The sequence below is a fragment of the Duganella sp. CY15W genome (assembly GCF_009857555.1).
Lineage (GTDB): Bacteria > Pseudomonadota > Gammaproteobacteria > Burkholderiales > Burkholderiaceae_D > Rugamonas > Rugamonas sacchari.
The window spans coordinates 969312-996005 of record NZ_WWCQ01000002.1 but is presented as its reverse complement, the minus strand read 5'-3'; the positions used below and the strand labels follow the sequence as shown (position 1 = coordinate 996005).

General features: G+C 60.9%; 24 protein-coding genes. All 24 read right to left on the bottom strand.

The window, feature by feature from the left end:
- On the bottom strand, window positions 1-762 hold the full coding sequence (gene hisF / locus GTP58_RS14020) for an imidazole glycerol phosphate synthase subunit HisF (protein ID WP_072783275.1): 762 nt from the start codon (window positions 760-762) through the stop codon (window positions 1-3).
- Window positions 762-1553, bottom strand: a complete 792-nt coding sequence (hisA, locus tag GTP58_RS14015; RefSeq protein WP_072783273.1) for a 1-(5-phosphoribosyl)-5-[(5-phosphoribosylamino)methylideneamino]imidazole-4-carboxamide isomerase — start codon at window positions 1551-1553, stop codon at window positions 762-764. The genes hisF and hisA overlap by 1 nt, the downstream gene beginning before the upstream one ends.
- A 32-nt stretch (window positions 1554-1585) precedes the next feature.
- On the bottom strand, window positions 1586-2224 hold the full coding sequence (gene hisH, locus GTP58_RS14010) for an imidazole glycerol phosphate synthase subunit HisH (protein ID WP_161077960.1): 639 nt from the start codon (window positions 2222-2224) through the stop codon (window positions 1586-1588).
- 5 nt (window positions 2225-2229) lie between these two features.
- On the bottom strand, window positions 2230-2820 hold the full coding sequence (gene hisB, locus GTP58_RS14005; RefSeq protein WP_072783269.1) for an imidazoleglycerol-phosphate dehydratase HisB: 591 nt from the start codon (window positions 2818-2820) through the stop codon (window positions 2230-2232).
- An 18-nt stretch (window positions 2821-2838) separates the two neighbouring features.
- A complete protein-coding gene (hisC, locus tag GTP58_RS14000; protein ID WP_161077959.1) occupies window positions 2839-3933 on the bottom strand; it encodes a histidinol-phosphate transaminase in 1095 nt (364 codons plus the stop codon).
- Between the two features lie 13 nt (window positions 3934-3946).
- Window positions 3947-4768 carry a site-specific DNA-methyltransferase gene (locus GTP58_RS13995; RefSeq protein WP_161077958.1) on the bottom strand — a complete coding sequence of 274 codons (822 nt, stop codon included), beginning with the start codon at window positions 4766-4768 and terminating at the stop codon, window positions 3947-3949.
- A complete protein-coding gene (hisD, locus tag GTP58_RS13990; RefSeq protein WP_202413660.1) occupies window positions 4765-6072 on the bottom strand; it encodes a histidinol dehydrogenase in 1308 nt (435 codons plus the stop codon). The genes GTP58_RS13995 and hisD overlap by 4 nt, the downstream gene beginning before the upstream one ends.
- Before the next feature lie 5 nt (window positions 6073-6077).
- The gene (gene hisG / locus GTP58_RS13985) at window positions 6078-6743 is read right to left on the bottom strand and encodes an ATP phosphoribosyltransferase (RefSeq protein ID WP_161077956.1); all 666 of its coding nucleotides are present in this window, start codon (window positions 6741-6743) and stop codon (window positions 6078-6080) included.
- A gap of 6 nt (window positions 6744-6749) precedes the next feature.
- The gene (gene murA, locus GTP58_RS13980; protein ID WP_072783260.1) at window positions 6750-8000 is read right to left on the bottom strand and encodes a UDP-N-acetylglucosamine 1-carboxyvinyltransferase; all 1251 of its coding nucleotides are present in this window, start codon (window positions 7998-8000) and stop codon (window positions 6750-6752) included.
- Window positions 8001-8002: 2 nt separating this feature from the next.
- Window positions 8003-8239, bottom strand: a complete 237-nt coding sequence (locus GTP58_RS13975) for a BolA family protein (RefSeq protein WP_072783259.1) — start codon at window positions 8237-8239, stop codon at window positions 8003-8005.
- A 15-nt stretch (window positions 8240-8254) separates the two neighbouring features.
- Window positions 8255-9022 carry an ABC transporter permease gene (locus tag GTP58_RS13970; RefSeq protein WP_072783258.1) on the bottom strand — a complete coding sequence of 256 codons (768 nt, stop codon included), beginning with the start codon at window positions 9020-9022 and terminating at the stop codon, window positions 8255-8257.
- Window positions 9019-9933 (bottom strand): ABC transporter ATP-binding protein, encoded by a 915-nt coding sequence (locus GTP58_RS13965; protein WP_072783257.1) that lies wholly within the window; start codon window positions 9931-9933, stop codon window positions 9019-9021. Before GTP58_RS13965 ends, GTP58_RS13970 begins: the two co-directional genes overlap by 4 nt.
- Window positions 9934-10094: 161 nt before the next feature.
- Window positions 10095-10517: a lipid asymmetry maintenance protein MlaB gene (locus GTP58_RS13960; protein WP_161077955.1), complete on the bottom strand. Its 423-nt coding sequence runs from the start codon at window positions 10515-10517 to the stop codon at window positions 10095-10097.
- 9 nt (window positions 10518-10526) lie between these two features.
- Window positions 10527-11180: a phospholipid-binding protein MlaC gene (locus tag GTP58_RS13955; RefSeq protein WP_161077954.1), complete on the bottom strand. Its 654-nt coding sequence runs from the start codon at window positions 11178-11180 to the stop codon at window positions 10527-10529.
- 31 nt (window positions 11181-11211) lie between these two features.
- A complete protein-coding gene (locus GTP58_RS13950) occupies window positions 11212-12018 on the bottom strand; it encodes a VacJ family lipoprotein (protein ID WP_161077953.1) in 807 nt (268 codons plus the stop codon).
- Window positions 12015-12485, bottom strand: a complete 471-nt coding sequence (gene mlaD / locus GTP58_RS13945) for an outer membrane lipid asymmetry maintenance protein MlaD (protein ID WP_072783252.1) — start codon at window positions 12483-12485, stop codon at window positions 12015-12017. Before mlaD ends, GTP58_RS13950 begins: the two co-directional genes overlap by 4 nt.
- Before the next feature lie 27 nt (window positions 12486-12512).
- A complete protein-coding gene (gene mlaE / locus GTP58_RS13940) occupies window positions 12513-13298 on the bottom strand; it encodes a lipid asymmetry maintenance ABC transporter permease subunit MlaE (protein ID WP_072783251.1) in 786 nt (261 codons plus the stop codon).
- On the bottom strand, window positions 13295-14098 hold the full coding sequence (locus GTP58_RS13935) for an ABC transporter ATP-binding protein (protein WP_161077952.1): 804 nt from the start codon (window positions 14096-14098) through the stop codon (window positions 13295-13297). The genes mlaE and GTP58_RS13935 overlap by 4 nt, the downstream gene beginning before the upstream one ends.
- Before the next feature lie 259 nt (window positions 14099-14357).
- Window positions 14358-15821, bottom strand: a complete 1464-nt coding sequence (locus tag GTP58_RS13930; RefSeq protein WP_161077951.1) for a glutamate synthase subunit beta — start codon at window positions 15819-15821, stop codon at window positions 14358-14360.
- 28 nt (window positions 15822-15849) lie between these two features.
- Window positions 15850-20574: a glutamate synthase-related protein gene (locus GTP58_RS13925; protein WP_161077950.1), complete on the bottom strand. Its 4725-nt coding sequence runs from the start codon at window positions 20572-20574 to the stop codon at window positions 15850-15852.
- Window positions 20575-20712: 138 nt separating this feature from the next.
- The gene (locus GTP58_RS13920; RefSeq protein WP_161077949.1) at window positions 20713-21414 is read right to left on the bottom strand and encodes a transposase; all 702 of its coding nucleotides are present in this window, start codon (window positions 21412-21414) and stop codon (window positions 20713-20715) included.
- 107 nt (window positions 21415-21521) lie between these two features.
- Window positions 21522-22202, bottom strand: coding sequence for a response regulator transcription factor (locus tag GTP58_RS13915; RefSeq protein WP_008443102.1), 681 nt, complete (start codon window positions 22200-22202; stop codon window positions 21522-21524).
- A 51-nt stretch (window positions 22203-22253) separates the two neighbouring features.
- Window positions 22254-23390 (bottom strand): PAS domain-containing sensor histidine kinase, encoded by a 1137-nt coding sequence (locus tag GTP58_RS13910; protein WP_161077948.1) that lies wholly within the window; start codon window positions 23388-23390, stop codon window positions 22254-22256.
- A gap of 3 nt (window positions 23391-23393) precedes the next feature.
- Entirely contained in the window at window positions 23394-26522 is a 3129-nt protein-coding gene (locus GTP58_RS13905; RefSeq protein ID WP_072783245.1) for a DEAD/DEAH box helicase, read from the bottom strand.
- Window positions 26523-26694: the final 172 nt, after the last annotated feature.

Genomic DNA, 26694 nt, shown 5'->3' with positions numbered 1-26694 from the left:
TTAAACCAGGCGCATCGGAATGCCCTGTTGTGCCATGAAGCGCTTGGCTTCCTGCACCGTGTGCTGGCCATAGTGGAAGATGCTGGCTGCCAGCACCGCATCGGCCTTGCCGAGCTTGACGCCGTCGGCCAGATCCTGCAGGCCGCCAACGCCACCGGAGGCGATCACGGGAATGCTGATCGCATCGGACACGCCGCGCGTCAGGCCCAGGTCGAAGCCGGATTTGGTGCCGTCCTTGTCCATGCTGGTCAGCAGGATTTCGCCTGCGCCCAGCTGCTCCATTTTTTTGGCCCATTCGATGGCGTCAATGCCCGTGGCTTTACGGCCGCCGTGCGTGAACACTTCCCACTTGCCCGGCGCAACCTGCTTGGCGTCGATCGCCACCACGATGCACTGCGAACCGTGCTTTTGCGAGGCGTCGTACACCAGCTGCGGATTCGATACGGCCGACGAGTTCATGCTGACCTTGTCAGCGCCAGCGTTGAGCAGGCGCCGTACATCGGCCACCTCGCGCACGCCGCCGCCCACGGTCAGCGGAATGAACACTTGCGACGCCACAGCTTCAATGATGTCCAGGATCAGGCCACGGTTATCGCTGGTGGCGGTGATGTCGAGGAAGGTCAGCTCATCGGCGCCCTGCTCGTCGTAGCGGCGCGCGATTTCCACCGGGTCGCCGGCATCGCGCAACTCGGTGAAATTGACGCCTTTGACGACGCGGCCATCGGTCACGTCGAGGCAGGGGATGATGCGTTTAGCGAGCATTATTCTTCCGTATCTTCTTCGAGCAGATCACCGCTCAGTTCGTCAGCACGCAGCTGGGCCGACGCCAGGTCGATGGTGCCTTCGTAGATCGAACGGCCGCAGATCACGCCTTCGATACCTTCGTCCTGCACGGCGCACAGGGCTTCCACGTCGGCCAGGTTGTGCAGGCCGCCGGATGCAATCACCGGAATCTTGACCGCTTGCGCCAGCTTGACGGTGGCGTCGATATTCACGCCGCCCATCATGCCGTCACGGCCGATGTCGGTGTAGATGATCGATTCCACGCCATAGGCTTCAAATTTTTTGGCCAGGTCGATTACTTCGTGGCCCGACATCTTGCTCCAGCCATCGGTCGCCACCTTGCCGTCCTTGGCATCCAGGCCAACGATGATGTGGCCAGGGAAGGCGCCGCACGCATCGTGCAGGAAGCCAGGCTCTTTCACCGCAGCGGTGCCGATGATGACGTAGGTGATGCCGGCGTCCAGATAGCGCTCAATGGTGTCGAGGTCGCGGATACCGCCACCCAGTTGCACCGGGATTTCTTCCAGGTCGTTTTCTTCCGCGTAGTCCTGCACCACTTTCAGGATGGCTTTGACCGCGCCTTCGTTCTTCGGCTTGCCGGCGAACGCACCGTTCAGGTCGACCAGGTGCAGGCGGCGCGCGCCTTGCTTCAGCCAATGCAGGGCCATCTCGGCCGGATCTTCGGAGAATACGGTGGCGAGTTCCATATCGCCCTGTTTGAGGCGAACGCAGTGACCGTCTTTGAGGTCGATAGCAGGAATGAGCAGCATGATGGTTTCAGTTAGAAATTAAAAAAAAGAAATCAGGGGTTCCAGTGAACGAAGTTCTTGTACAGCTGCAGTCCGGCTGCGGCGCTTTTCTCCGGGTGGAACTGCGTCGCAAAAATATTATCACGGGCAACGGCACAAGCGAACGGCGCACCGTAGACCGTCTGTCCAACCGTGTGCTCAGCTTGCGCCGGCTGGGCGTAATAACTATGCACGAAGTAGAAAAACGCGTTATCCGGAATATCCTGCCACATCGGATGAGACGCCGTTTGCCGGACTTGGTTCCAGCCCATTTGCGGCACCTTGAAGCGCGAACCGTCTTCCTGCGTCTGGCCGTCGAGCTGGAAGCGCACGACTTTACCCGGCAGCAGGCCCAGCCCAGCGGCATTGCCTTCTTCGCTGACCTCAAACAGCATCTGCTCGCCGATGCAGACTCCCATCAGCGGCTTGTTGCGCGATGCTTCCAGCAAGGCTTCCTGCACACCGGATTCGCGCAGGCTGCGCATGCAGTCCGGCATGGCGCCCTGGCCAGGCAGCACGATGCGGTCGGCGCTGTCGATGTCGGCCACTTCGCCGGAAATCAGCACCTGGGCTTCCGGCGCCACGGCGCGCAAGGCCTGCGCGACCGAACGCAGATTACCCATGCCGTAATCAACTACTACGATTTTTTTCATGATGTTTAGAGCGTGCCCTTGGTCGATGGAATCGTGCCAGCGGCGCGCGGGTCCTGCTCGGACGCCATGCGCAGCGCGCGGCCAAAGGCCTTGAACACGGTTTCGCATTGATGGTGGGCGTTGGTGCCGCGCAGATTATCGATATGCAGCGTGACCAGCGCATGATTGACGAAGCCGCGGAAGAATTCCAGCGTCAGGTCAACGTCAAAGGTGCCGATCATCGCCCGCGTGAACGGGATGTGATATTCGATGCCTGGGCGGCCGGAGAAGTCCAGCACCACGCGCGACAGGGCTTCGTCCAGCGGCACATAGGAATGGCCGTAGCGCACGATGCCTTTGCGGTCGCCGATGGCTTTGGCCACGGCCATGCCCAGCGTGATGCCGACATCTTCCACCGTGTGGTGGTTATCGATATGAATGTCGCCGGTGGCTTCGACTTCCAGGTCAAACAGGCCGTGGCGGGCAATCTGGTCCAGCATGTGATCGAGGAAAGGCACGCCGGTGTTCAGCTTCTGCTTGCCGGTGCCGTCCAGGTTGATGGAAACGCGGACTTGCGTCTCGTTGGTATTGCGGGTGATTTCTGCGGTGCGGTTCATGAAAAGCTCGCGATGGTCTCAGGCTGCCAGCGATGCGGCAAACGCATCGAGGAAGGCGGAATTTTCTTCCGGGGTGCTAACGGTGATACGTAAACAATTGGCCAGCACACTATGCATTTTACTCACATTTTTAATTAAAACCTTGTGAGACAGCAGTTTCGCGTGGACATCGTCGGAATTGGGTACACGAATCAAGATAAAATTCGCCGCCGACGGAAACACCTCAACGCCTGGCATACGGGCCAATGCAGCCGTCAGATCGGCGCGTGCGGCGCGCAACGCGGCGGCCTGCTGGTTCAACACCTCCACGTGGTCCAGCGCGAATTCGGCCGCTACCTGCGTCAGCACGTTGATGTTGTAAGGAGGCCGCACTTTGTCCAGTTCCGCCAGCAATTGCGGCGCCGCCGACATGTAGCCGAGGCGGATGCCGGCCAGGCCCAGCTTCGATACGGTGCGCATCACGACCAGATTGTGAAATTCCGGCAGGCGATGCATAAAGGTCTGCTGGGCGAACGGCTCGTAGGCTTCATCCACGATGGCCAGGCCGAAACCATCGAGTGCCTTGATGATGGCGACGATGTCCGCTTCCGCAAACAGATTGCCGGTCGGGTTGTTCGGGTAGGACAGGAACACCAGCGCCGGTTTGTGTTCGGCGATGGCCGCCAGCATGGCTGGCAGGTCCAGCGTCATATCGGCCTTGAGCGGCACGCCGACGTAATCCATGCCGGCGAATTGCGCCGAGCGCTGGTACATGACGAACGACGGCGTCGGCGCCACCACCACGGCGCGGCGGTCCTGCATGGCGCAGGCCATGCACAAAATCGAAATCAGTTCGTCCGAGCCGTTGCCGAGGATGACGTCATAACCGGCCGGGACACTCAGCTTGTCATTGATGCGCTGCTTGATGCTGGCGTAGGAAGCCACCGGATAGCGGTTCAAGGCCACATCGGCCAGGCGCTGGGCCAGTTCCTGCCGTAGATGATGCGGCAGGTGGTAAGGGTTCTCCATCGCATCCAGTTTAATGAAACCACTCGCATCAGCGACGTGGTAGCTGGCGACAGCTCTTACGTCGGGGCGGATGGTGCTGTTGACCAGCATATCGATGGGGGACATCTTACTTGAGCTCCTATGAGTTGATTAAACTTCGCTTGGCCCGCGGCACGGGCTTTTTCTTTTCGGGCGGCGGTGGCGCATCGGCCATCGCCAGCCGTTCTGCAATGATGGCGCAGTAATCCGGATTCAGTTCAAAGCCGACGAAATTGCGGCCGCAGCGTTTGGCCGCCATCGCGGTCGTGCCGCTGCCCATGAACAGGTCCAGCACCACGCCATCCGGCGGACACGAGGCCTTGACCATGCGCTCGATGATCTCCAGCGGCTTTTGCGTGGGATGGTCGGCGCGCTCGGGATGTTCACGGTGCAGGCGCGAGACACTCCACAGATCTTTCGGGTTGTAGCCCACTTCCAGCCACTTCGCGCCGATGAAGATGGAGCGCGAACGGGCCTTCTTGGTTTCGGCGTCATACGGAATGCGCACCGCATCCAGGTCGAAGTAGTAGTCCTTGCGGCGCACGAAGAATCCGATGGTGTCATGTACCGACGAGAAGCTGCGCACACTGCCGCCCATCGACGGCACGCGGCGGTCCCAGATAATTTCGTTCATCATCGTCATGCGCTTTTTCAGCATGACGAAAATCTCCGGCGAAAAACGCCAGGTCAGGAAGATGTACAGACTGCCGTTGGGCTTCAGCTTGGGCAGGGCGGCGTCGATCCACTGCTCGGTCCAGCGCAGGTATTCATCCACCGTTTGCTGGTCGGAGGCATTGCCGTAATCCTTGCCCAGGTTGTAGGGCGGATCGGTAAGTATCAGGTCGATGGAACCATCCGGGATGCGCGCCAGGCCGGCCAGCGCATCCTCGCAAAAGACCTGATTGATCCACGTATCGGTCATTTCAGGCGCAACTCCGCGCTGCGGGCGTGGGCCTGCAAGCCTTCGCCGTAGGCCAGTTCGGCAGCGACCTTGCCCAGCGTTTGCGCGCCGGCTTCGCTGACGTGAATGATGGACGAACGTTTCTGGAAATCGTAGACGCCCAGCGGCGACGAGAAACGCGCGGTGCGCGACGTCGGCAGCACGTGGTTAGGACCGCAGCAGTAGTCGCCCAGCGACTCGGACGAGAAGCGGCCGAGGAACATGGCGCCTGCGTGGCGGATCTTGTCAGCCCACTGCTGTGGATCGACGGCGGAGATTTCCAGGTGTTCGGCAGCGATGCTGTTGGCGATGGCGCAGGCTTCGTCCATGTCACGCACCTTGATCAGCGCGCCGCGGTCGCCCAGCGAGGTGCGGATCACGTCCTGGCGCGGCATCGTCGGCAGCAGCCTGGCGATGCTGGCTTCCACCTTGGCGATGTAGTCCGCATCAGGGCACAGCAGGATGGCTTGCGCCAGCTCGTCGTGTTCTGCTTGCGAGAACAGGTCCATCGCGACCCAGTCAGGATCGGTAGTGCCGTCGCAGACGATCAGGATTTCCGACGGACCGGCAATCATGTCGATGCCGACCACGCCGAACACGCGGCGCTTGGCAGCAGCCACATAGGCATTGCCCGGGCCGACGATTTTGTCGACCGCCTGGATTGTTTGCGTGCCGTGCGCCAGCGCAGCGACGGCTTGCGCACCGCCGATGGTGATGACGCGCGTCACGCCGGCAATCGCGGCGGCAGCGAACACCATCTGGTTCTTCACGCCGTCCGGCGTTGGCACCACCATGATGATTTCTTCGACGCCGGCGACGTGCGCAGGAATCGCGTTCATCAGCACCGACGACGGATAGGCAGCTTTACCGCCCGGCACGTAGATGCCGACACGGTCCAGCGGCGTGACGCGCTGGCCCAGCACCGTGCCGTCAGCCTCGGTGTAGGTGAAGCCGTTCAGTTCCTGCTTCTGGCGTTCGTGGAAGGCGCGCACGCGTTGTGCGGCGATTTCCAGCGCATTGCGCTGGGCTTCAGGGATGGCGGCCAGTGCGGCTTGCAGTTCTTCCTGCGAAACGTCCAGCGCCGCCATGCTGGTGGCGCCACCGTTCGGTAAACGATCGAAACGGTTGGTGTATTCGAGGACTGCGGCGTCGCCACGTTTTTTGACGTCGGCCAAGATGCCGGAGACGGCGCTTTCGATGGCGTCATCGGTGCTGGCTTCAAAAGCCAGCAGGGTATCCAGACGTTGCTTGAAATCGGCCTGGCTGGAATCGAGCTTGGTGATCATGGTGTTCACTTTTTGGAAGCGCGTTCGAATGCTTCGATGATAGGTTGCAGGCGCTCGCGCTTCAGCTTCAACGCGGCTTGATTCACGATCAGGCGCGAGGAAATATCCATGATGGCTTCGACTTCTTTCAAGTCATTGGCACGCAGTGTATTGCCGGTGCTGACCACGTCGACGATGGCGTCCGACAGGCCGACCAGCGGCGCCAGTTCCATCGAACCATACAGCTTGATCAGATCGACGTGTACGCCCTTCTTGGCGAAGTGGGTACGCGCCGTTTCGACAAACTTGGTGGCCACGCGCAGGCGCGCGCCCTGACGCACAGCGGTCTCGTAATCGAAGCCGTTGCGCACCGCCACCGACATGCGGCAAGCGGCGATATTCAGGTCGATAGGCTGGTACAGGCCTTCGCCGCCGTGCTCCAGCAGCACATCCTTGCCAGCCACGCCGAAGTCCGCCGCACCGTGCTGCACATAGGTCGGCACGTCGGTGGCGCGCACGATCAGCACGCGCACGTTCGGGTCATTGGTCGGCAGGATCAGCTTGCGCGAAGTGTCCGGATTTTCGGTGACGGTGATGCCTGCTTCTTCAAGCAGCGGCAGCGTGTCTTCAAAAATGCGGCCCTTCGACAGCGCAAGAATCAGCTGTTGGGAGTCGGCTTGGAATGCACTCATGATGGCTTATTTGATTCGCTGGATGTTAGCGCCTACGGCGGAGAGTTTGACTTCCATCTGATCGTAGCCGCGGTCCAGGTGATAGATGCGGTCGATCAGCGTTTCACCGCGCGCAGCCAGGCCGGCGATGACCAGCGAAGCAGATGCACGCAGGTCGGTCGCCATCACAGGCGCGCCAACCAGCTGTTCAACGCCTTTGATAAAGGCGGTGTTGCCATCGGTTTCAATTTGCGCACCCAGGCGGTTCATCTCCTGGACATGCATGAAGCGGTTTTCAAAAATGGTTTCCGTCACGCGGCTGGCGCCGGCGGCGATGGTGTTCACCGCCATGAACTGCGCCTGCATGTCGGTCGGGAAGCCAGGGTATTCGGTGGTGCGGAAGGTGACAGCGTTTGGACGCTTGTCCATTTTCGCGCGGATCCAGGTGTCGCCGATGGTCAGTTCCAGACCGATCTCGCGCAGCTTGTCCAGCGCCGCATCCATGATGTCGACACGGGTGTTGCGGATGGTGATGTCGCCACCGGTAGCCGCCACCGCGCACAGGAAGGTCGCGGCTTCGATACGGTCCGAAATCACGGCATGCCTGGCGCCGTGCAGTTCCGGTACACCCTGGATCACCAGACGGTTGGTGCCGATGCCGTCGATCTTCGCGCCCATGGCCACCAGCAGGTGGGCCAGGTCGGTCACTTCCGGTTCGCAGGCAGCGTTTTCCAGCACGGTCTCGCCTTCGGCCAGCGTGGCGGCCATCAGCAGGTTCTCGGTGCCGGTCACGGTGATCATGTCGGTGACGATGCGCGCGCCTTTCAGCTTGGCGCATTTGGCGTAGATGTAACCGCCTTCAACGGTGATGTCGGCGCCCAGTGCCTGCAGGCCCTTGATGTGCTGGTCGACCGGACGCGAACCAATCGCGCAGCCGCCTGGCAGCGAGACCTTGGCTTCGCCGAAACGCGCCAGCAGGGGACCCAGCACCAGGATCGACGCGCGCATGGTTTTCACCAGGTCGTACGGCGCTTCCAGCTTGGTGATGGCGCTGCCGTTCAGCGTGACCTTGTCGCCATCCTGCGTGACTTTCAGACCGGTCTCGCCCAGCAGCTTCAGGATGGTCGAGACGTCGTGCAGATGCGGCACATTGGACAGTTCAACGTCGCCGGCGGTCAGCAGGCCTGCGCACAGGATAGGCAGTGCGGCGTTCTTGGCGCCGGAAATGGTGATGTCGCCGTTCAGGCGGTTACCGCCCTGGATCAGAAGCTTGTCCATGCTTATCCTTGGTATTCTTCAGGGGTGAGGGTTTTCATCGACAGCGCGTGGATTTCTTCACGCATGCGGTCGCCCAGTGCAGCGTACACCAGCTGGTGGCGCTGGATCGGACGTTTTCCTGCAAACGCAGGCGACACAATCACGGCCTGGAAGTGCTGGCCGTCGCCCTCCACTTCGAGGTGGGTGCATTCGAGACCGGCCGTGATATAGCCGTGGATGAGTTCTGGAGTAGTAGGCATGATGAGTCCTTGAATTTAGTGGCGCAGGCGGTAACCGCTGCGCAGCAAACGAATCGCCAGGAACGCCAGCACGACGAGGAAGGCCGCAACAATGGCCACGCTCACCAGCGGATTGACGTCGGACTGGCCGAAGAAGCCGTAACGGAAGCCGTCGATCATGTAGAAGAACGGATTCAAATGCGAGACTGCCTGCCACACTGGCGGCAGCGAATGGATCGAGTAGAACACGCCGGCCAGGAAGGTCAGCGGCACGATCAGGAAATTCTGGAACGCGGCCAGCTGGTCGAATTTCTCGGCCCAGATGCCGGCGATCAGGCCCATGGTGCCAAGGATGGCGGCGCCCAGCAGCGCAAACACCAGTATCCACAACGGCGCCGCGAACGTCAGGTGCGCAAACCACGCGGTCACCAGGAACACGCCCAAGCCCACCACGATGCCGCGCACCATGGCAGCGATCACGTAGGCCGAGAAGATCTCCCAGTGCGACAAGGGCGTCAGCAGCACGAACACCAGGTTACCCGTAATCTTCGACTGGATCAGCGAGGACGACGAGTTGGCGAACGAATTCTGCAGCACGCTCATCATCACCAGGCCCGGGATCAGGAACGAGGTGTAGTTGACGTCCTGGTAGACCGTGACGCGGCCTTCCAGCACATGGCCGAAGATCAGCAGGTACAGCATGGCGGTCAGGATCGGCGCGGCGATGGTTTGCGTGGCGACCTTCCAGAAGCGCAGGGTCTCCTTGTAGACCAGGGTGCGGAAGCCGGCGGAGAGGAAGTTCATACGGTACCTTTTTCCATGATCTGGATGAAGATATCTTCCAGATCCGCTTGTTGCAGTTGCATCTCGTCGATGATGGCGCCCGACTCGCGCAGGCGTTTCAGGATCTGTTCGACTTCAGCGTATTCATTGATGCGCAGGCTGTACTTCTTGCCGTGCTCCGAGGCTTCCGGATGGGTAACCAGCGCGCGCAGGTCTTCCGGCAGATCGCCGTGCTTCATGTTGACGATGAGCTGCGAACCGGAGATGCGGCGGATCAGCGAGGCCATCGAGTCCAGCGCCACCACCTGGCCCAGCTTGAGCATGGCCACGCGCTTGCACATGGCTTGCGCTTCTTCCAGATAGTGGGTGGTCAGCACCACGGTGTGTCCTTCGCGGTTCAGGCGCGAGATGAACTTCCACAGCGTCTGGCGCAGTTCGACGTCGACACCGGCGGTCGGCTCATCGAGCACGATCACGGGCGGCTTGTGCACCAGCGCCTGCGCCACCAGCACGCGGCGCTTCATGCCGCCGGACAGCGCACGCATATTGGTGTCCGCCTTATTGGTGAGGTCGAGGTTGTGCATCACCTCGTCAATCCAGGCATCGTTGTTTTTGAGGCCAAAGTAACCGGATTGCAAGCGCAGCGTTTCGCGCACCGTGAAGAACGGATCGAACACCAGTTCCTGCGGCACCACGCCGAGCTTTTTGCGCGCTTCGCGGAAGTCGCTGACCACGCAGTGGCCATGGATCTTGACCGAACCCGCATCGGGACGGATCAGGCCGGCGATGATGGAAATCAGGGTGGTTTTGCCGGCGCCATTCGGCCCCAGCAGGCCGAAAAACTCGCCTTCTTCGATGGCGAGGGACACGCCGCCCAGCGCCTGGAGCGACTTGTAGCGCTTCTCGACATTGCTTATTTGGATCGCTGTCATTCTTGACTTATCTATAAGGTTGCGGCGGCCGGGCCGGCGCAGGGGAAGATGCTGCGGGCGCCGCGGCTCTGCGGCTGCGGCAACAACGTTCAATTATATTGGAATTTTGATCCGGCTGAGCCGGACCCAGATTTACTGCAAGCGGCGGGGTGGGGCGGGGGTCAATGGTGATGGTGGGCGGCGGAGTCGCCGGCCACCTGGGTCTTCTTGGAGAAGACCGATTCCGGTGCCTTGACCGGAGAAAATTCATCGTGCGCAGGATTGCGCAGCACGGCGCCGTCCTGTTCCAGCTTGACGTCAGTCGGGAACAGCAGCGAGCACACGCCATACAGCTTGGTCAGGCTTTGCAGCGCTGGCGGCAGGTTTTTCAGTTCCAGCTTGACGCCGGCCTGCTGCGCGGCACGCTGCCACGACAGCATGACCGACACCGCCACCGAGTCCACTGTCAACACATGGCGCAGGTCGAACACGGTCTGGCCGGCCTTGAGGGCAGCATAGCCACGCTCCAGCGCCGCAGTGGCGTTGAGCACGGTCAGGGACGTGAGCGACTGCAGGTTGTCGACAGGTTCGGTAACGGCGTTCATGGCGTTAGCTTACTTCTTAGGTGCGTTGGTGTTCAGCGGTTTGCTGGCCAGCTTCTTGTTTTTCTCGGTCAGCGCCTTGATCAGGCCGTCCATGCCGCCTTTCGAGATTTCCGAAGCGAACGTGCCTTTGTAGGTCTCGACCAGCCACGCGCCCAGCACGTTGATGTCGTAGATCTTCCAGCCTTGTGGACCTTTGGCAACGCGGTAGTTCAGCGGAATCGGCTCGCCGCGTGGCATGTTGACTTGCGAACGTACTTCGACTTCAGTGTCGTCAGCGGCAGCGCGCAGTGGCTTGAACTCGATGGTCTGGTCTTTAACCTGCGACAGCGCGCCCGAGTAGGTGAACACCAGCAGCGCGCGGAACTGTTCGGTCAGCGCTTTTTGCTGGTCCGGGGTCGCATCGCGCCAGAAACGGCCGGCGGCCAGTGCGGTCATGCGCTGGAAGTCCACGTACGGCAGGATCTTGGTTTCCACCAGGTCGATCACCTTCTTGGTGTCGCCCGCCTGGATGGCCTTGTCAGCCTTGGCGGTGTCGATCACGTCCTGGCTGATGCGCTTGACCAGCACGTCCGGTGCTTCGTTGGCCGGCGCAGGCGCTGCAGCGTGGGCGTTAAAGGCCAGTGCAACAGTTACTAAAGCGATAAATTGTTTGATAAATTTCATCTTTTTGTGCCTTATGAGGGTTCTTCGGGTGTCACTGGCTGTCTGGTTTCGCAGCCGGTGTGCCGGAGTTTAACTCTTTTGTGGCCGATTCGGATGACACGGGTGCAGAAGTTTCCATGTCGTCATCTTTTGCCGGTTTGCGCATCGGGCCGTCGCCGTCCGGGTGAATCTGGCTCTCGCGGCGCTGCAGGAAGCCGTCGCGGATGAATTCATAGCGGTCCAGCGCCGCGTCTTCCAGCAGCGAAGAGGCGTCCAGCAGGGCGGCGCGCTGGTCCACCACGCGCAGGCCGGTACCAATGTTGCGGATATATACCGGCTCCTTGTAACGCCAGATGTCGCCAGCGATGTCCAGCGGCAGGGCGGCGGTGTCGCGCACCGTCGATGGGCCCAGCAGCGGCAGCATCAGGTAGGGACCGGATTGCACGCCCCACACACCGAGCGTCTGGCCGAAGTCTTCCTTGTGCTTGGGCAAGCCGGCTTCCGACGCGATGTCGAACAGGCCGACGATACCCAGCGTCGAGTTCAGCGCAAAACGGCTCAGGTCGGACATACCGGCTTCGCCATTGCCTTGCAGGAACTGATTGACGGCGGTCCAGGCATCGCCCAGGTTGCCGAAGAAGTTGCTGACACCGGTCTGCACAAAGCTCGGCGTCACGTTCTTGTACACGGTGGCCACCGGTTTCAGCGCATAGGTATCGACCGTATCGTTGAAACTGAACATGGCGCGGTTAAAGCCCTCGTACGGGTCGCGCGGGTTCGGACCGGCGCAGCCGGCCAGCATCACGGTGACGCCCAGCGCCAGCGCGGCCTGGCGGAATGGTTTCGCGGTACGGATCATTTATCGTCCTTTCCTTCTGCAGCCTTGCTGTAGATGAACTGGTTGATCAGGTCTTCCAGCACGGCAGCCGATTGCGTGCGGGCGATCTTGTCGCCTGCCGCCAGATTATTGGTGTCGCCGCCCGCTTCCAGGCCAACGTATTGTTCGCCCAGCAAGCCTGCGGTCAGAATTTTGGCCGAGCTATCTTTCGGGAACTTATAGCCCTCTTCCATGTTCAAGGTTACCAGTGCCTGATAGCTCTTGTCATCAAACTTGATCTCTCCCACACGGCCTACCACCACACCAGACGCCTTGACTGCGGCTTGTGGGCGCAGGCTGCCGATGTTGTCGAACTTGGCAGTGATGGCATAGGTCTTGCCGAACGACAGCGAGCTCATGTTGCCAGCCTTGAGCGCCAGGAACATCAGTGCGGCCACGCCGACCACGATAAACAGACCGACCCAGACATCCAGAGATTTGCGTTGCATAGTAATTCTTCCTCAGTTCTTTATCTTTTATTTGCTGAACATCAGCGCCGTCATCATGAAGTCCAGCCACCAGATCATCAGCGATGAGATCACGACAGTACGGGTGGTGGCGCGCGCCACATCTTCCGGCGTCGGCTGCGCTTCGTAGCCCTGGTACAGGGCGATGAAGGTGATCGCAATGCCAAACACCACGCTCTTGGCGAAACCGTTAAAGATATCTTTCCAGATATCGACGCCGCCCTGCATCTGCGACCAGAACGCGCCGTCATCGACCCCGATCAGCTGCACGCCGACCAGCCAGCCGCCCAGCACGCCTACGGCGCTGAACACCGAGGCCAGCAGCGGCACCGACAGGGCGCCCGCCCAGAAACGCGGCGCCAGCACGCGCTGGATCGGGTTCACGGCCATCATTTCCATGGCTGACAGCTGCTCGCCTGCCTTCATCAGGCCGATTTCAGCCGTCAGCGAGGTGCCGGCGCGGCCGGCAAACAGCAGCGCAGTGATCACCGGACCCAGTTCGCGGGTCAGACCGAGCGCCACCAGCAGGCCCAGCGATTGCTCGGCGCCGTATTTATTGAGCGTGTAATAACCCTGCAAGCCCAGCACCATGCCGACGAACAGGCCGGACAGGGTAATAATCAGCATCGAATAGTTGCCGATGAAATGCAGCTGCTCGATCACCAGGCGCGGACGCTTGAGCAAGCCCGGCGACAAGCCCAGCATGGTGCCAAAGGTCCGGGCGCCAAGCCCGATGCTCTCAATGTAATCGCGCAGCGGCGCGCCCAGCCGGGACAACCAATTCTTGACACTCATACTTCAACTCCCAGGCCCAGATCGTCGGCCAGGGACTTGCCTGGATAGTGGAACGGCACCGGGCCGTCCGCTTCCGCGTTGACGAACTGCTTCACATACGGGTCGGTGGACACGCTCATCTCGGCCGGCGTGCCGTGCGCGACGATCTTGCCCTGCGACAGGAAATAAACATAGTCGGCGATGGCGAAGCTTTCTTTGACGTCGTGCGACACCAGCACCGTGGTCGAGCCCAGCGCCGTATTCAGGTTGCGGATCAGGTTGGCGGTGACGCCCATCGAGATCGGGTCCAGGCCGGCGAACGGCTCGTCATACATAATCAGTTCCGGGTCCAGCGCGATCGAACGCGCCAGCGCCACGCGGCGCGCCATACCGCCGGAGATTTCTCCGGGCTTGAGTTTGGCGGCATTGCGCAGGCCCACGGCTTGCAATTTCATTAACACCAGATTGCGGATCAGATCTTCCGGCAGGTCGGTATGCTCACGCAGCGGAAAGGCGACGTTTTCAAATACTGTCAGGTCGGTAAACAGCGCGCCGTGCTGGAACAGCATGCCCATCTTGCGGCGCAGCAGATACAGGCCAGCGGTATTGAGCTTGTGCACCACCTGGCCCTGCACCTTGACGTGGCCCTTGTGCGGACGCAGCTGGCCGCCGATCAACCGCAGCACCGTAGTCTTGCCGCTACCCGAGCCGCCCATGATGGCTACCACCTTCCCGCGCGGGAAGTCCATGTTCAAGCCCGACAGGATTGCGCGCTTGCCATAGGTGAAGTGTAAATCACGGATTTCGACTAGATTAGGCACGACTGAACTCATTTTTTTGAATGCCGTATTGTAGTGCAGAAAGCATCATCTCTGCAGAGACCCACCTCAGGGAGAGGCAGTGAGTGGCAGATAATACAACACTACTGAACCCAAAGTCAGCAATTTACACCAAGCACTAATTGTTACATTGCTGCGGTGCATGGCACGATACTTTCCAAAAAAAAACCGGATGCAGCCAGGGATCGCCCGTCTGCATCCGGCAGGGAGTCAGGCTGAGCCTGATCGCCGTGTCTTGAGCTTAACGCGGCAACTCGGAACTGCCCATCAGGAACTCGTCCACCGCGCGCGCACACTGGCGGCCTTCGCGGATGGCCCAGACCACCAGCGACTGGCCGCGGCGCATATCGCCCGCTGCGAAGACGTTGGGGACGGAAGTCTTGTAGCAGCCTTCGCCGTCAGTGCTTGCCTTGGCATTGCCGCGTGCATCTTTGTCAACACCGAACGCGTCCAGGATGGTGGCCACCGGCGACACAAAGCCCATGGCCAGGAACACCAGGTCGGCCTTCACGTCGAATTCCGAGTTCGGTACTTCAACCATCTTGCCGTCTTTCCACTCAACGCGGCAAGCCACCAGCTTCTCCAGCTTGCCGCCCTTGCCTTCCAGGCGCTTGGTGGCCACGGCCCAGTCGCGCTCGCAGCCTTCTTCGTGCGAGGACGAGGTGCGCAGCTTGGTTGGCCAGTAAGGCCAGACCAGCGGCTTGTTTTCCTGCTCCGGCGGCATCGGCATCAGTTCAAACTGGGTCACCGAGGCGGCGCCGTGACGGTTGGAGGTGCCGACACAGTCGGAACCGGTGTCGCCGCCGCCGATCACCACCACATGCTTGCCGGTGGCCTTGATCTGATCCTTGAGCTTGTCGCCCGCATTGACCTTGTTCTGCTGCGGCAGGAAGTCCATGGCGAAATGCACGCCCTTGAGTTCGCGGCCTGGCACCGGCAGGTCGCGCGGCTGCTCGGCGCCGCCCGCCAGCACCACGGCGTCGAAATCCTTTTGCAGGTCTTCGGGGAAGATGGTTTCCTTGGCCCAGTTGTTCACATTGGCCGGGAAATCCTTGCCGATCAGCACCGAGGTGCGGAACACCACGCCTTCGGCTTCCATCTGCTTGACGCGGCGGTCGATGTGCGACTTTTCCATCTTGAAGTCGGGAATGCCATAGCGCAGCAGGCCGCCAACGCGGTCGGATTTCTCAAACACCGTCACCGCGTGACCGGCGCGCGCCAGCTGCTGGGCCGCAGCCAGGCCGGCGGGGCCGGAGCCGACCACCGCGACTTTCTTGCCGGTTTGTTTGGCCGCAGGTTGCGGCACCACCCAGCCGTGTTCCCAGCCTTCGTCGATGATCTTGTGCTCGATCGACTTGATGCCCACAGGCAGCTCGTGGATGCCCAGCGTACAGGCAGCCTCGCACGGCGCCGGGCAGATGCGGCCCGTGAATTCCGGGAAGTTGTTGGTCGAGTGCAGGGTGTCCAGCGCCTCGCGGTAATTGCCGCGATAAACCAGATCGTTCCAGTCCGGGATGATGTTGTTGACCGGGCAGCCGTTGTTGCAGAACGGGATGCCGCAGTCCATGCAGCGCGCGCCCTGAACCTTGGCTTGCTCCTTGGTCAATGGAATAACAAATTCCGCGTAGTTTTTCAGGCGCGTCGCTGGCGGCAGATAGCCTTCTTCCTGACGCTGGAATTCCATGAAGCCGGTGATTTTACCCACGATAGTTCCTTAAATATATTCTGTTCGATCAGGCAGCGATAGGCTGGGCGGTGGCGGCCTGGTTCGCCACGTCTTCGGCCATCTCGGCCAGAGCGCGTTTGTATTCGCTAGGGAATACCTTGACGAACTTGCTGCGGCCTTCAGCCCAGTTATCCAGCAACAGGCGTGCACGCGTGCTGCCGGTGTGCTTGAAGTGGCGCTCGATCAGACGCTTGAGGATCACCTCGTCAGCCTCGCGGCCATGGTCTTTGTGCTGCACGTGGAAGCTGGCGCTGTCGACTGCCTGCTCTTTCGCGGTCAGCACCCGCTCCAGCGTAACCATCGCGGTATTGCAGCGCGATTCGAAATCACCGTCCGGATCGTAGACGTAAGCAATACCGCCCGACATGCCGGCCGCGAAGTTACGGCCGGTGTTGCCCAGCACCACCACCGTACCGCCGGTCATGTACTCGCAACCGTGGTCGCCAGTACCTTCAACGATGGCGGTGGCGCCCGAGTTACGCACGGCGAAACGCTCGCCAGCCACGCCGTTGAAGAAGGCTTCGCCGCTGATCGCACCGTACAGCACGGTGTTGCCGATGATGATGTTGTTCACCGCCCAGCCGCGGAACTCGGTGTTGGGACGCACGATGATGCGCCCGCCCGACAGGCCTTTGCCAACGTAGTCGTTGCCTTCGCCCACCAGGTCGATGGTGATGCCGTGCGCCAGGAAAGCGCAGGCCGACTGGCCGGCCGTCCCTTGCAGCTGGATGTGGATGGTGTCATCCGGCAGTCCGGCGTGGCCGTAACGCTTGGCCACTTCGCCCGACAGCATGGTGCCGACGGTGCGGTTGACGTTGCGCACTGGCGAAATAAACGAGACGCGCTCGCCTTTTTCCAGTGCGGCCTTGGCCTGGGCGATCAGCTTGTGGTCCAGTGCCTTGTCCAGGCCGTGATCCTGTTCCATCGTGTGGTAGATAGCATCGCCGTTGGGCACTGCCGGCGCGTAGAAGATGTTGCTGAAGTCCAGACCTTGCGCTTTCCAGTGCGAGATGGCTTTCGACTTGTCCAGCAGGTCGACGCGGCCGATCAGCTCGTCATAGGTGCGGATGCCCAGCTGCGCCATGAGTTGACGCGCTTCTTCCGCCACGAAGAAGAAGTAGTTCACCACATACTCCGGCTTGCCCGAGAACTTGGCGCGCAGCACCGGATCCTGGGTGGCAACGCCGACCGGGCAGGTGTTCAGGTGGCATTTGCGCATCATGATGCAGCCTTCCACCACCAGCGGTGCGGTGGCGAAGCCGATTTCATCGGCGCCCAGCATGGCGGCGATCACTACGTCGCGGCCGGTACGCATCTGGCCGTCGGCCTGGACGCGGATACGGCTACGCAAGCCATTCAGCACCAGCGTCTGCTGGGTTTCAGCCAGGCCCAGCTCCCACGGCGTGCCGGCATGCTTGACCGACGACAGCGGCGACGCGCCAGTGCCACCGTCATGGCCAGCCACCACCACGTGATCAGCCTTGGCCTTGGTCACACCCGCCGCGACGGTGCCGATGCCCACTTCCGACACCAGCTTGACCGAGATCGACGCGCGCGGGTTGGCGTTCTTCAGATCGTGGATCAGCTGCGCCAGATCTTCAATCGAATAAATATCGTGGTGCGGCGGCGGCGAGATCAGGCCCACGCCCGGCACCGAGAAGCGCAGCGTGGCGATGTATTCCGACACCTTATGGCCTGGCAGCTGGCCGCCTTCGCCAGGTTTGGCGCCCTGCGCCATCTTGATCTGGATCTGGTCAGCCGAGTTCAGGTAAGCCGCAGTCACGCCGAAACGGCCTGACGCCACCTGCTTGATGCGCGAACGCAGCGAGTCGCCCTCTTGCAGAGGAATGTCGACCACCATCTGCTCTTTGCCCATGACCGAGGCCATGGTCTCGCCCTGCTTGATCTTGATGCCCTTGAGTTCCATGGTGTAGCGCGATGGATCTTCGCCGCCTTCACCGGTGTTGGACTTGCCGCCGATGCGGTTCATCGCCACGGCCAGGGTCGCGTGGGCTTCGGTCGAAATCGAGCCCATCGACATCGCGCCGGTCGCAAAGCGCTTGACGATTTCCTTGGCTGGTTCCACTTCATCCAGCGGTATCGCCTTGGTCGGATCGAGTTTGAACTCGAACAGGCCGCGCAGCGTCAGGTGGCGCTTGCTCTGGTCATTGATGATCTGGGCGTACTCTTTATAGCTGGAGAAATTGTTGGCACGCGTCGAGTGCTGCAGCTTGGCGATCGCGTCCGGTGTCCACAGATGGTCTTCACCGCGCACACGGAAGGCGTATTCGCCGCCCGCATCCAGATGGTTGGCCAGCACCGGATCGTCGCCGAAGGCCAGGTTGTGCAGGCGCAGCGCTTCTTCCGCCACTTCAAACACGCCGATGCCTTCCACGTTGGACGCAGTGCCACGGAAGTATTTGTCGACCAGCGACTTGTTCAGGCCAACAGCTTCAAAGATCTGCGCGCCGCAGTAGGACATATACGTCGAAATGCCCATCTTCGACATCACCTTCATCAGGCCTTTGCCGATGGCTTTGGTGAAGTTGTAGATGGCTTTTTCCGCCGACATATCGCCCGGCAAGCCAGCTGCCATTTCGGCCAGGGTTTCCATCGCCAGGTAGGGGTGGATCGCTTCCGCGCCATAGCCAGCCAGCAGCGCAAAGTGGTGGGTTTCGCGGGCCGAGCCGGTTTCCACCACCAGGCCGGTCGAGGCGCGCAGGCCCTTGCTGACCAGGTGCTGGTGAATGGTCGAGGTGGCCAGCAGCGCCGGGATCGCCACGCGGTCCGGGCCGATCGAACGGTCCGACACGATCAGGATGTTGTGGCCGGACTTGACCGCATCAACCGCTTCCGCGCACAGCGACGCCAGGCAGGCTTCCACGCCTTCCTTGCCCCAGGCCAGCGGATAGCAGATGCCCAGTTCGTACGATTTGAACTTGCCGCCGGTATGCAGGCTGATGTTGCGCAGACGCTCCATGTCGTCAAAGCCCAGCACCGGCTGCGCCACTTCAAGGCGCATCGGCGGGTTGACGTTGTTGGTGTCCAGCAGATTCGGCTTGGGACCGATGAACGATACCAGCGACATCACCATTGCTTCGCGGATCGGGTCGATCGGCGGGTTGGTCACCTGGGCGAACAGCTGCTTGAAGTAGGAATACAGCGGCTTGAGCTTGTTGGACATGACGGCCAGCGGCGAGTCATTGCCCATCGAACCCGTGGCTTCTTCGCCGGAAGCGGCCATCGGCGCCATCAGGAATTTCAGGTCTTCCTGGGTGTAGCCAAACGCTTGCTGGCGGTCCAGCAGCGACGGCACGGCTTTTTCGCCGGCGGCCGGCTTGTCCTTGGCGCGATTGTGCGCCAGCTGGCTTTCGCTGAGCTTGATCTCGTTGAGCTTGATACGCACCGCGTTGATCCAGGCCTTGTACGGCTTGGCGTTGGCGTAGGTGTCTTTCAGTTCCTTATCGTCGACGATGCGGCCGGCTTCCAGGTCGATCAGGAACATCTTGCCTGGCTGCAGACGCCATTTCTGGATGATTTTCGACTCTGGAATCGGCAGCACGCCAGATTCCGAGGCCATCACCACCAGATCGTCGTCGGTCACGATGTAACGGGCTGGACGCAGGCCGTTACGGTCCAGCGTACCGCCGATGTAACGGCCGTCGGTGAAGGCCATGGCGGCCGGGCCATCCCACGGTTCCATCATGGCGGCGTGATATTCATAGAACGCGCGGCGATTGTCGTCCATCGTGCCGTGATTTTCCCAGGCTTCTGGAATCATCATCATCATCGCCTGGGCCAGCGGGTAGCCTGCCATGAGCAGCAGTTCCAGCGCGTTGTCGAAGCAGGCCGTGTCCGACTGGCCTTCGTAGATCAGCGGGAACAGCTTGCCCAGGTCGTCGCCCAGCACCGCTGATTTCATCACGCCTTCGCGCGCACGCATCCAGTTGAAGTTGCCTTTGACGGTGTTGATCTCGCCATTGTGGGCGATCAGGCGGTACGGGTGGGCCAGCGGCCATTCCGGGAAGGTGTTGGTCGAGAAACGCTGGTGGACCAGCGCCAGCGCCGACACGCAGCGCGCGTCCTGCAGGTCTTTGTAATACACGCCTACCTGGTCCGCCAACAGCAGGCCTTTGTAGACGATGGTACGGGCCGACAGCGAGGCCACGAAGAATTCTTTGCCGTGGATCAGTTTCAGCGCCTGGATCGCGTGGCCCGACGATTTGCGGATCACGTACAGCTTACGCTCGAGCGCGTCAGTGACCATGATGTCGGCGCCGCGGCCAATGAAGATCTGGCGGATTACCGGCTCCTTGGCGCGCACGGTCGGCGACATCGGCATGTCACAATCGACCGGTACATTACGCCAGCCGAGCACGACCTGGCCTTCGGCGCGCACTGCGCGTTCGATTTCCTGTTCGCAAGCGATACGCGAGGCGTTTTCCTTGGGCAGGAACACCATGCCGACGCCGTATTCGCCTGGCGGTGGCAGTTCCACGCCTTGCTTGGCCATTTCGTCGCGGTAGTACTGGTCCGGAATCTGGATCAGGATGCCGGCGCCGTCGCCCATCAGCGGGTCCGCACCGACTGCGCCCCGGTGATCGAGGTTCTTCAAGATCAGCAGACCCTGCTCCACAATCGAGTGACTCTTATTACCCTTGATGTGGGCGACGAAACCGACACCGCAGGCATCGTGTTCATTGGACGGATCGTACAGACCTTGCGCTTCCATGGCTAACTCCAAAACTGATTGGCTCGAAAAACAAGGTTAGTGCAATGCAGCGTAAACCTCAACAAGAACAATTAGGGTCGGAGTCGAATTAATTTTTCGGAAGTCTTTGATTTTTTTAATTGGGGACAGAGTGAAGCCTTACTCTGCCGGAGGCTTGATTTTGAACGGCCGGCCGCGTTTTGCCGGCAATACCTGGCGCTTGACCTTGGCTTGCAATGCGGTCTGGAACTGCTGCGAACCCAGCGGCCAGCCTTTGAGCAAGGCCTTGCCAATCAAGGTGATCTGGTCGTTGGACAGCGCCGGTTCGGCCATGGCAATGTAAGCTGCTTCGCGCTGGAAAGGCGTATTTCCCAGTGCCCAGACTTTGGCGTGGTCAGTAATTAAACCGTCCGGCCGGATGCCGGCATGATGGCTGTAACTGGACCATGGATAGTCCTCCGCGCGGCTGACCATGCCGTTGCGGACCGGGTTGAATTCGATGTAACGGCTGCACAACATGAAGTATTCGTCAGCATCGATAAGCGACGTTTTGTAGCGTCCATTCCACAAAGTTCCGCTACGGGCATATTTTTGGTTGAAATAGGGCACGTAATAACGGCCTATCCACTGCATCATCTGCCCCAGCCCCGCGTCATCGGACGGTGTGACCAGCAAATGTAGATGGTTTGACATCAAAACATAGGCATGGATGGCCACTTTGTAGGTTTTGGCGGCGCTGCGCAGCCAGCCGAGGAAGGTTTGGTAGTCCTGGGCATCCAGGAAGACATCCTGGTTATTGGCGCCGGTCTGAATGACGTGGTGAGGCTGGTTGGGGACGATTAAACGGGGCAGGCGAGCCATACGGAAAACAAAAAAGGGTAGATCGGAAGCCCGATTCTACCCTTGTTGTTCGACTCTGTCCCCGATTAAATCGGCAAAGCCAAAATTCGCCTCGACTCTGTCCCTGATTACGAAAGATTAAAGCTGGCGGACAGGCTATAGCCCTCGCCATAGGCGCTACGCAGCGGCAGATCCTGGCCCAGGCCGGTGCGGGCCTTCTTGCGCAGACGGTAGACCAGCATGTCGACACGGCGGCCGGCATCCGGATCGTCGCCACCGATACCGGCCACAATCACCTGGCGCGGTACAGGGCGGGTGTTTATCGTCAGCAGATGCAGGAAATTGCACTCTTTTTCCGTGAGCGTGATGGCCATGCCCTGCAGTTCCAGCTGGCGCGCGCTGACTTTCAGTGTCCACTTGCTGGGGGCCGGAATGGTTTCCTGCGGCCCCACCCGGCGGTCCAGCGCTTCAATGTGCGCCGCCAGTTCCGGGAATTTGATAGGCTTGGTGAGATAGTGGTCGGCGCCCAGGCGCAGCCCCAGAATCCGGTTATCGAACGCCACGCGGCCGGTCAGCACCAGCAGGCCGATCTGCGGATACAACTGGCGCATGCGCGGGATGACGTTGAAGCCATCTTCATCCGGCAGGCCGAGATCCAGCACGACCACGCCGACATTGCCCTGGCTGAGGGCAGACCACATATCGCTGGCGTTATTGGTGATGTGTACTTCGTGTTCAAGCTCAGTCAAGAACTCCGCCATTTCTTCGGCGTAGTCCAGATTGTCTTCCACGATGAGTATTTGCGTCATTGATGCGCCATTCGTTCAATTGTTGAGCAATTATGCCCAGACCTGGGACAATTACGTTGCGTCCCGGGAATTATCACTGCTGGCATCGGCAGGCGCAAGGTTTTTCCCGGCATTGGCCGCCACCGGCAACCAAATCCGAAATTCCGTGCCGCTTTCAGAAAGATTTCGAGCCGTCACCGTACCGCCGTGGACATCCACCACGGAACGCGCCATATACAGCCCCAAACCTGAACCGGTCACACCGACAGCATTGCTGCCGCGATAGGCCTTGTCGAAAACATGCGGCAATTCCGCCTCGGGAATCCCGGCGCCGTGGTCGCGCACCAGTAATTCCACACCACCTTCCGTTGCAATTCTTCCTACCAATTCTATCGGAATATTATCTTCTGTGTACTTTATTGCATTATCAAGCAAAATTTCAAGACATAAACGCATGCCGGCCGGATCGCAGCGCATCCATTGCGGCAAACCCTGTGTCTTTACGCTCACATCCTTGCGGCGACGCTGGGCCTGCTCGGCGGCCGTCTGCAACAGCATCGATGGGTTGATTTCGTTGGCCTGGCGTTCGCGGCCGATACTGGCCATGCGCTCGGGCGACAGGTATTCATCGAGCATCGCCAGCATGCGGTCGACAGCGGTCTGGATTTTGCGGTAGCGCTTGCGCGTAGCTTCGTCGTGGTGCGTGCCCGTCATTTCCAGCCGCTGCACGGCGCCATCGATGGTCGACAGCGGTGTGCGGAATTCGTGCGACAACATGGATGCAAACTTTTTCTGCTGCACCGCCAGCTCGCGGCGCGCGCTGAGGTCGCGTACCACGCCCACCACCGTAGCGGGCACGCCGCTGCTGTCGAGAATGAGCGTGGATTCGATTTCCACCGGCACCATGTGGCCATCGGCGTGGGCCAGTTCGGCTTCACGCAGCAAGCGCCGGCGGCTGAGATCGCCCTCGGCGTAGCGCGTGAGCCGGCCCTGCAGGTCCTTGAGCAGGCCAGCCGCCAGTGCCTGTGCGGTTTCCAGCGTGTAGCCGAACTGGCGTTCAGCTGCGGGGCTAAGCCAGGTCAGCTGGAGCGTGGCGCAATCGGCCATCCAGCTGATTTCGCTGCTGTGCTCCAGCAGGAGCCGGTAGCGGGCTTCGTTGGCTTGCGATTGCTGTAGTGCTGCCTGGAGTTCCGCTATCGTTTGACCCATTGATTACTCCACCAGAGGTGCGAAGATTTGTTGCAGGTCCTCCTGGGTGAGCGCCATTTTCTGCGACTCGCCTTCGGCCAGGATGGACTGCGCCAGATCGGACTTCTTCTGCTGCAAGACTTGGATCTTTTCTTCCAGCGTGCCCTTGGCGATTAGTTTATACACAAATACCGGCTTGTCCTGTCCGATACGCCAGGCGCGGTCGGTAGCCTGGTTTTCGGCGGCAGGATTCCACCACGGATCATAGTGAATCACGGTGTCGGCGGCGGTCAGGTTCAGGCCCACGCCACCGGCTTTCAGCGATATCAGGAAGATAGGCACAGCCCCTTGCTGGAAGGCCGCGACCTGCGCGCCGCGGTCCTTGGTGTCGCCGGTCAGCAGTGCGTACGGAATGTCGCGCGCTTCCAGTTCCTCCTCGATCAGCTCCAGCATGCTGGTGAATTGCGAGAACACCAGGATCTTGCGCTTTTCCTCCAGCAAGTCTTCCACCATCTGCATCAGGTCGGCCAGCTTGGCCGAGCCGGCGGCCTGCTGCTTCTTGGTGGTGCTTTTCACCAGACGCGGGTCGCAGCACACCTGGCGCAGCTTGAGCAGCGCTTCCAGAATCACGATCTGGCTGCGCGCCACACCCTTGCGGTCGATTTCCTCGCGCACTTTCTGGTCCATGGCCAGGCGCACGGTTTCGTACAGGTCGCGCTGGGCGCCGGTCAGTTCGACCTTGCGTACCATCTCGGTCTTGGGCGGCAACTCTTTCGCCACGCTGTCCTTGGTACGGCGCAGCAGGAACGGCTTGATGCGGCGGTTCAGCAATGCGCGGCGCAGCGGATCGTCCTGGCGTTCGATCGGATGGCGGAACACGGAGTTGAAGCCCTTCTCGTCGCCCAGCAGTCCCGGCAGCAGGAAGTGGAACTGCGACCACAGCTCGCCCAAATGATTTTCCAGTGGCGTGCCCGACAGGCACAACCGGTGGCGCGCACGCAGCAGGCCCGCGCTTTGCGCCGCCTTCGAGCGGGTGTTCTTGATGTAGTGCGATTCGTCCAGAATGACTAGGTGGAAATCATGCTCGCGCAGTTTTTCCTCGTCGCGCGGCAGCAGCGCGTAGGTGGTCAGCACCAGGTCGGCCTCGTCGATCTGGTCGAACTGCCCCATGCGGTCCTTGCCCTGCAGCAGCAGCACCTTGAGACCAGGCGCAAAGCGCGCAGCCTCTTCCTGCCAGTTGCCCATCAGACTGGTGGGCGCGATGACCAGTGCCGGCGCGGTCAGGCGGCCGGCTTCCTTCTCGACCAGGATGTGGGCCAGCGTCTGCACGGTTTTACCCAGGCCCATATCGTCGGCCAGAATGCCGGCAAAGCCATATTCACGCAGGAACTGCATCCACGACAAACCATCGGTCTGGTAATCGCGCAGCGTTGCTTGCAGGCCAGCTGGCGTAGCCACGCGTTTGACTGCGCCGAACTGGTTCAGGCGCGCGCCCATTTCACGCAGCTCGTCGCCGCCAGTCCAGCGCATTTCCACGTTGCGCGCCAGCTCGTCCAGACGCGCCGCATCCAGCGTGGCCATATGCAGCGAATTCTTGATCTTGTCGCTGAAATACAACTCGCCCAGCGTGTTCAGGATCGGCCGCACGCGGCCCCACGGCAGCGCCACCCGGCTGCCATCCGGCAGGTTGGCCAGCATCTGGTCTTCTTCGCCATGGTTGGCGATGGCTTTCGGATTGAAGTCATTGGGGGCATTGCGGATCAGCTGCACCAGCACCGGCAGCAGCGGCACACGCTCCTGATTCACCATGATGCCCAGTTCCAGGTCGAACCAGGCACGGCCGCCATCGGCTTCATCTTCCACCACCTCGGCGTACCAGTCGCCGACCTCCACGGTGTCGTAGCGGTATTTGACGGTTTTTTCGATTTTCCAGCCCGCTTCCTTGAGCGAGGCGATGCCTTCGCTGGCGAAGCGTATCCATTCGGCCTGGTTAGGCAGCAACAGGCCACCCTTCACGCTGCTCAGCGGCAGCGTGCTCGGCGCAACAAAATGGCGCCCGGTCAGCAGCGCCAGTGCATCGTCTTCGGCGCCAGCGTCGCGCTGGATGATCTCGGTAACGTCGCCCTTCTGGCGCACCACGCGCTGCGATGGGTCGAAGGACACGCGTTCGCCGTCATAGTCGTAGGACAGCACGGCAAAGTCATGCCAGCGCTGCACCGAACCGTCGGCCAGCATGGCGGAGTCCAGCGTCAGCACCGGACGTGGCTTGACGTCGTCGCGCATGCGCTGCGGCAGCGGCTGCGGCAATGGCATCAAGCCTTGCAGGCCGTGCGCCAGCAGCAGTTGCGACACGCGCATCTTGTCGTTGTTGGTCAGCAGCGGCGCTTGCGCCACGAGTGCCTGCAGATCGGCCAGCGGAATCGAGGTGCCGCCCTGGTTCAACTGCAACACGCCGCAGGACAGGTTGTCGATGTACCAAGGTGGATCAGTTGGCAACATGTAATCGACCTGATCGGCGCCGACATGCTTGGCGCCCGGCGGCGGCTGCACCTGCCAGCCCAGCCGCAGACCCTTGCCTTCTTCGCGCCAGGCCAGGTTGGCTTCGCGCAGCACGCCGCCCTTGAGCGGATAGACCAGGCCGTTGCCGACGTCGGCCCAGGAGTTTGCCCACAGCAGCTTGTCCTGCTCGGCCAGCATGTTCAGCAGGGCCGCGCCGATTTTGCCGCGCGGCTCGGTAGCCGAACCGGTCTGGGAATTCTGGCCGCTGCGCATGGCGACAAAGAAACGGATCAGGTCTTCGTCCGCCGGGGTCATGAAGCTTGGCGGTGTCGACAGCAGCGAAAACACTTCGCTGACCGGGCTGGCCGCTGCCACGTCGCCGTTCGGGCGCAGCCGGGCTTTGTACAGGCACAGCGCCACATGGCGGCCGCCGCTGGTCGGCGCCATCACGTAAATCAGCTTGTATTGGGTTTGCTTGGGGTCGTTATCGACCGGCGGCGGCGTCAGTTTTGCTTTGGGGTGCGCTGCCGCATCCACACGCTGCAGCCAGGTGGCAACAGCGTACGACAATTGATTCGCAGGCGGCGCAGGGCGCGTTGGAGCCGGTGCTGGAGCAGCAGGGGCGGCAGGGGCGTCGTCGCGGGTAAAATCCATAGGTCGCATTGTTGTTCAAAGATGGTTCAAAAACGGCAACAGGCAATATTATCCGCCATTGAAGCGTTCGTGTTCACTGATTCTTGATAAAACCCGTCAGGAAACGTGGGCTTCCCAACGTTCACACACCATTTAGTCTGTCAAGACTGGCAACTTGGCGCCGATGTCGTAT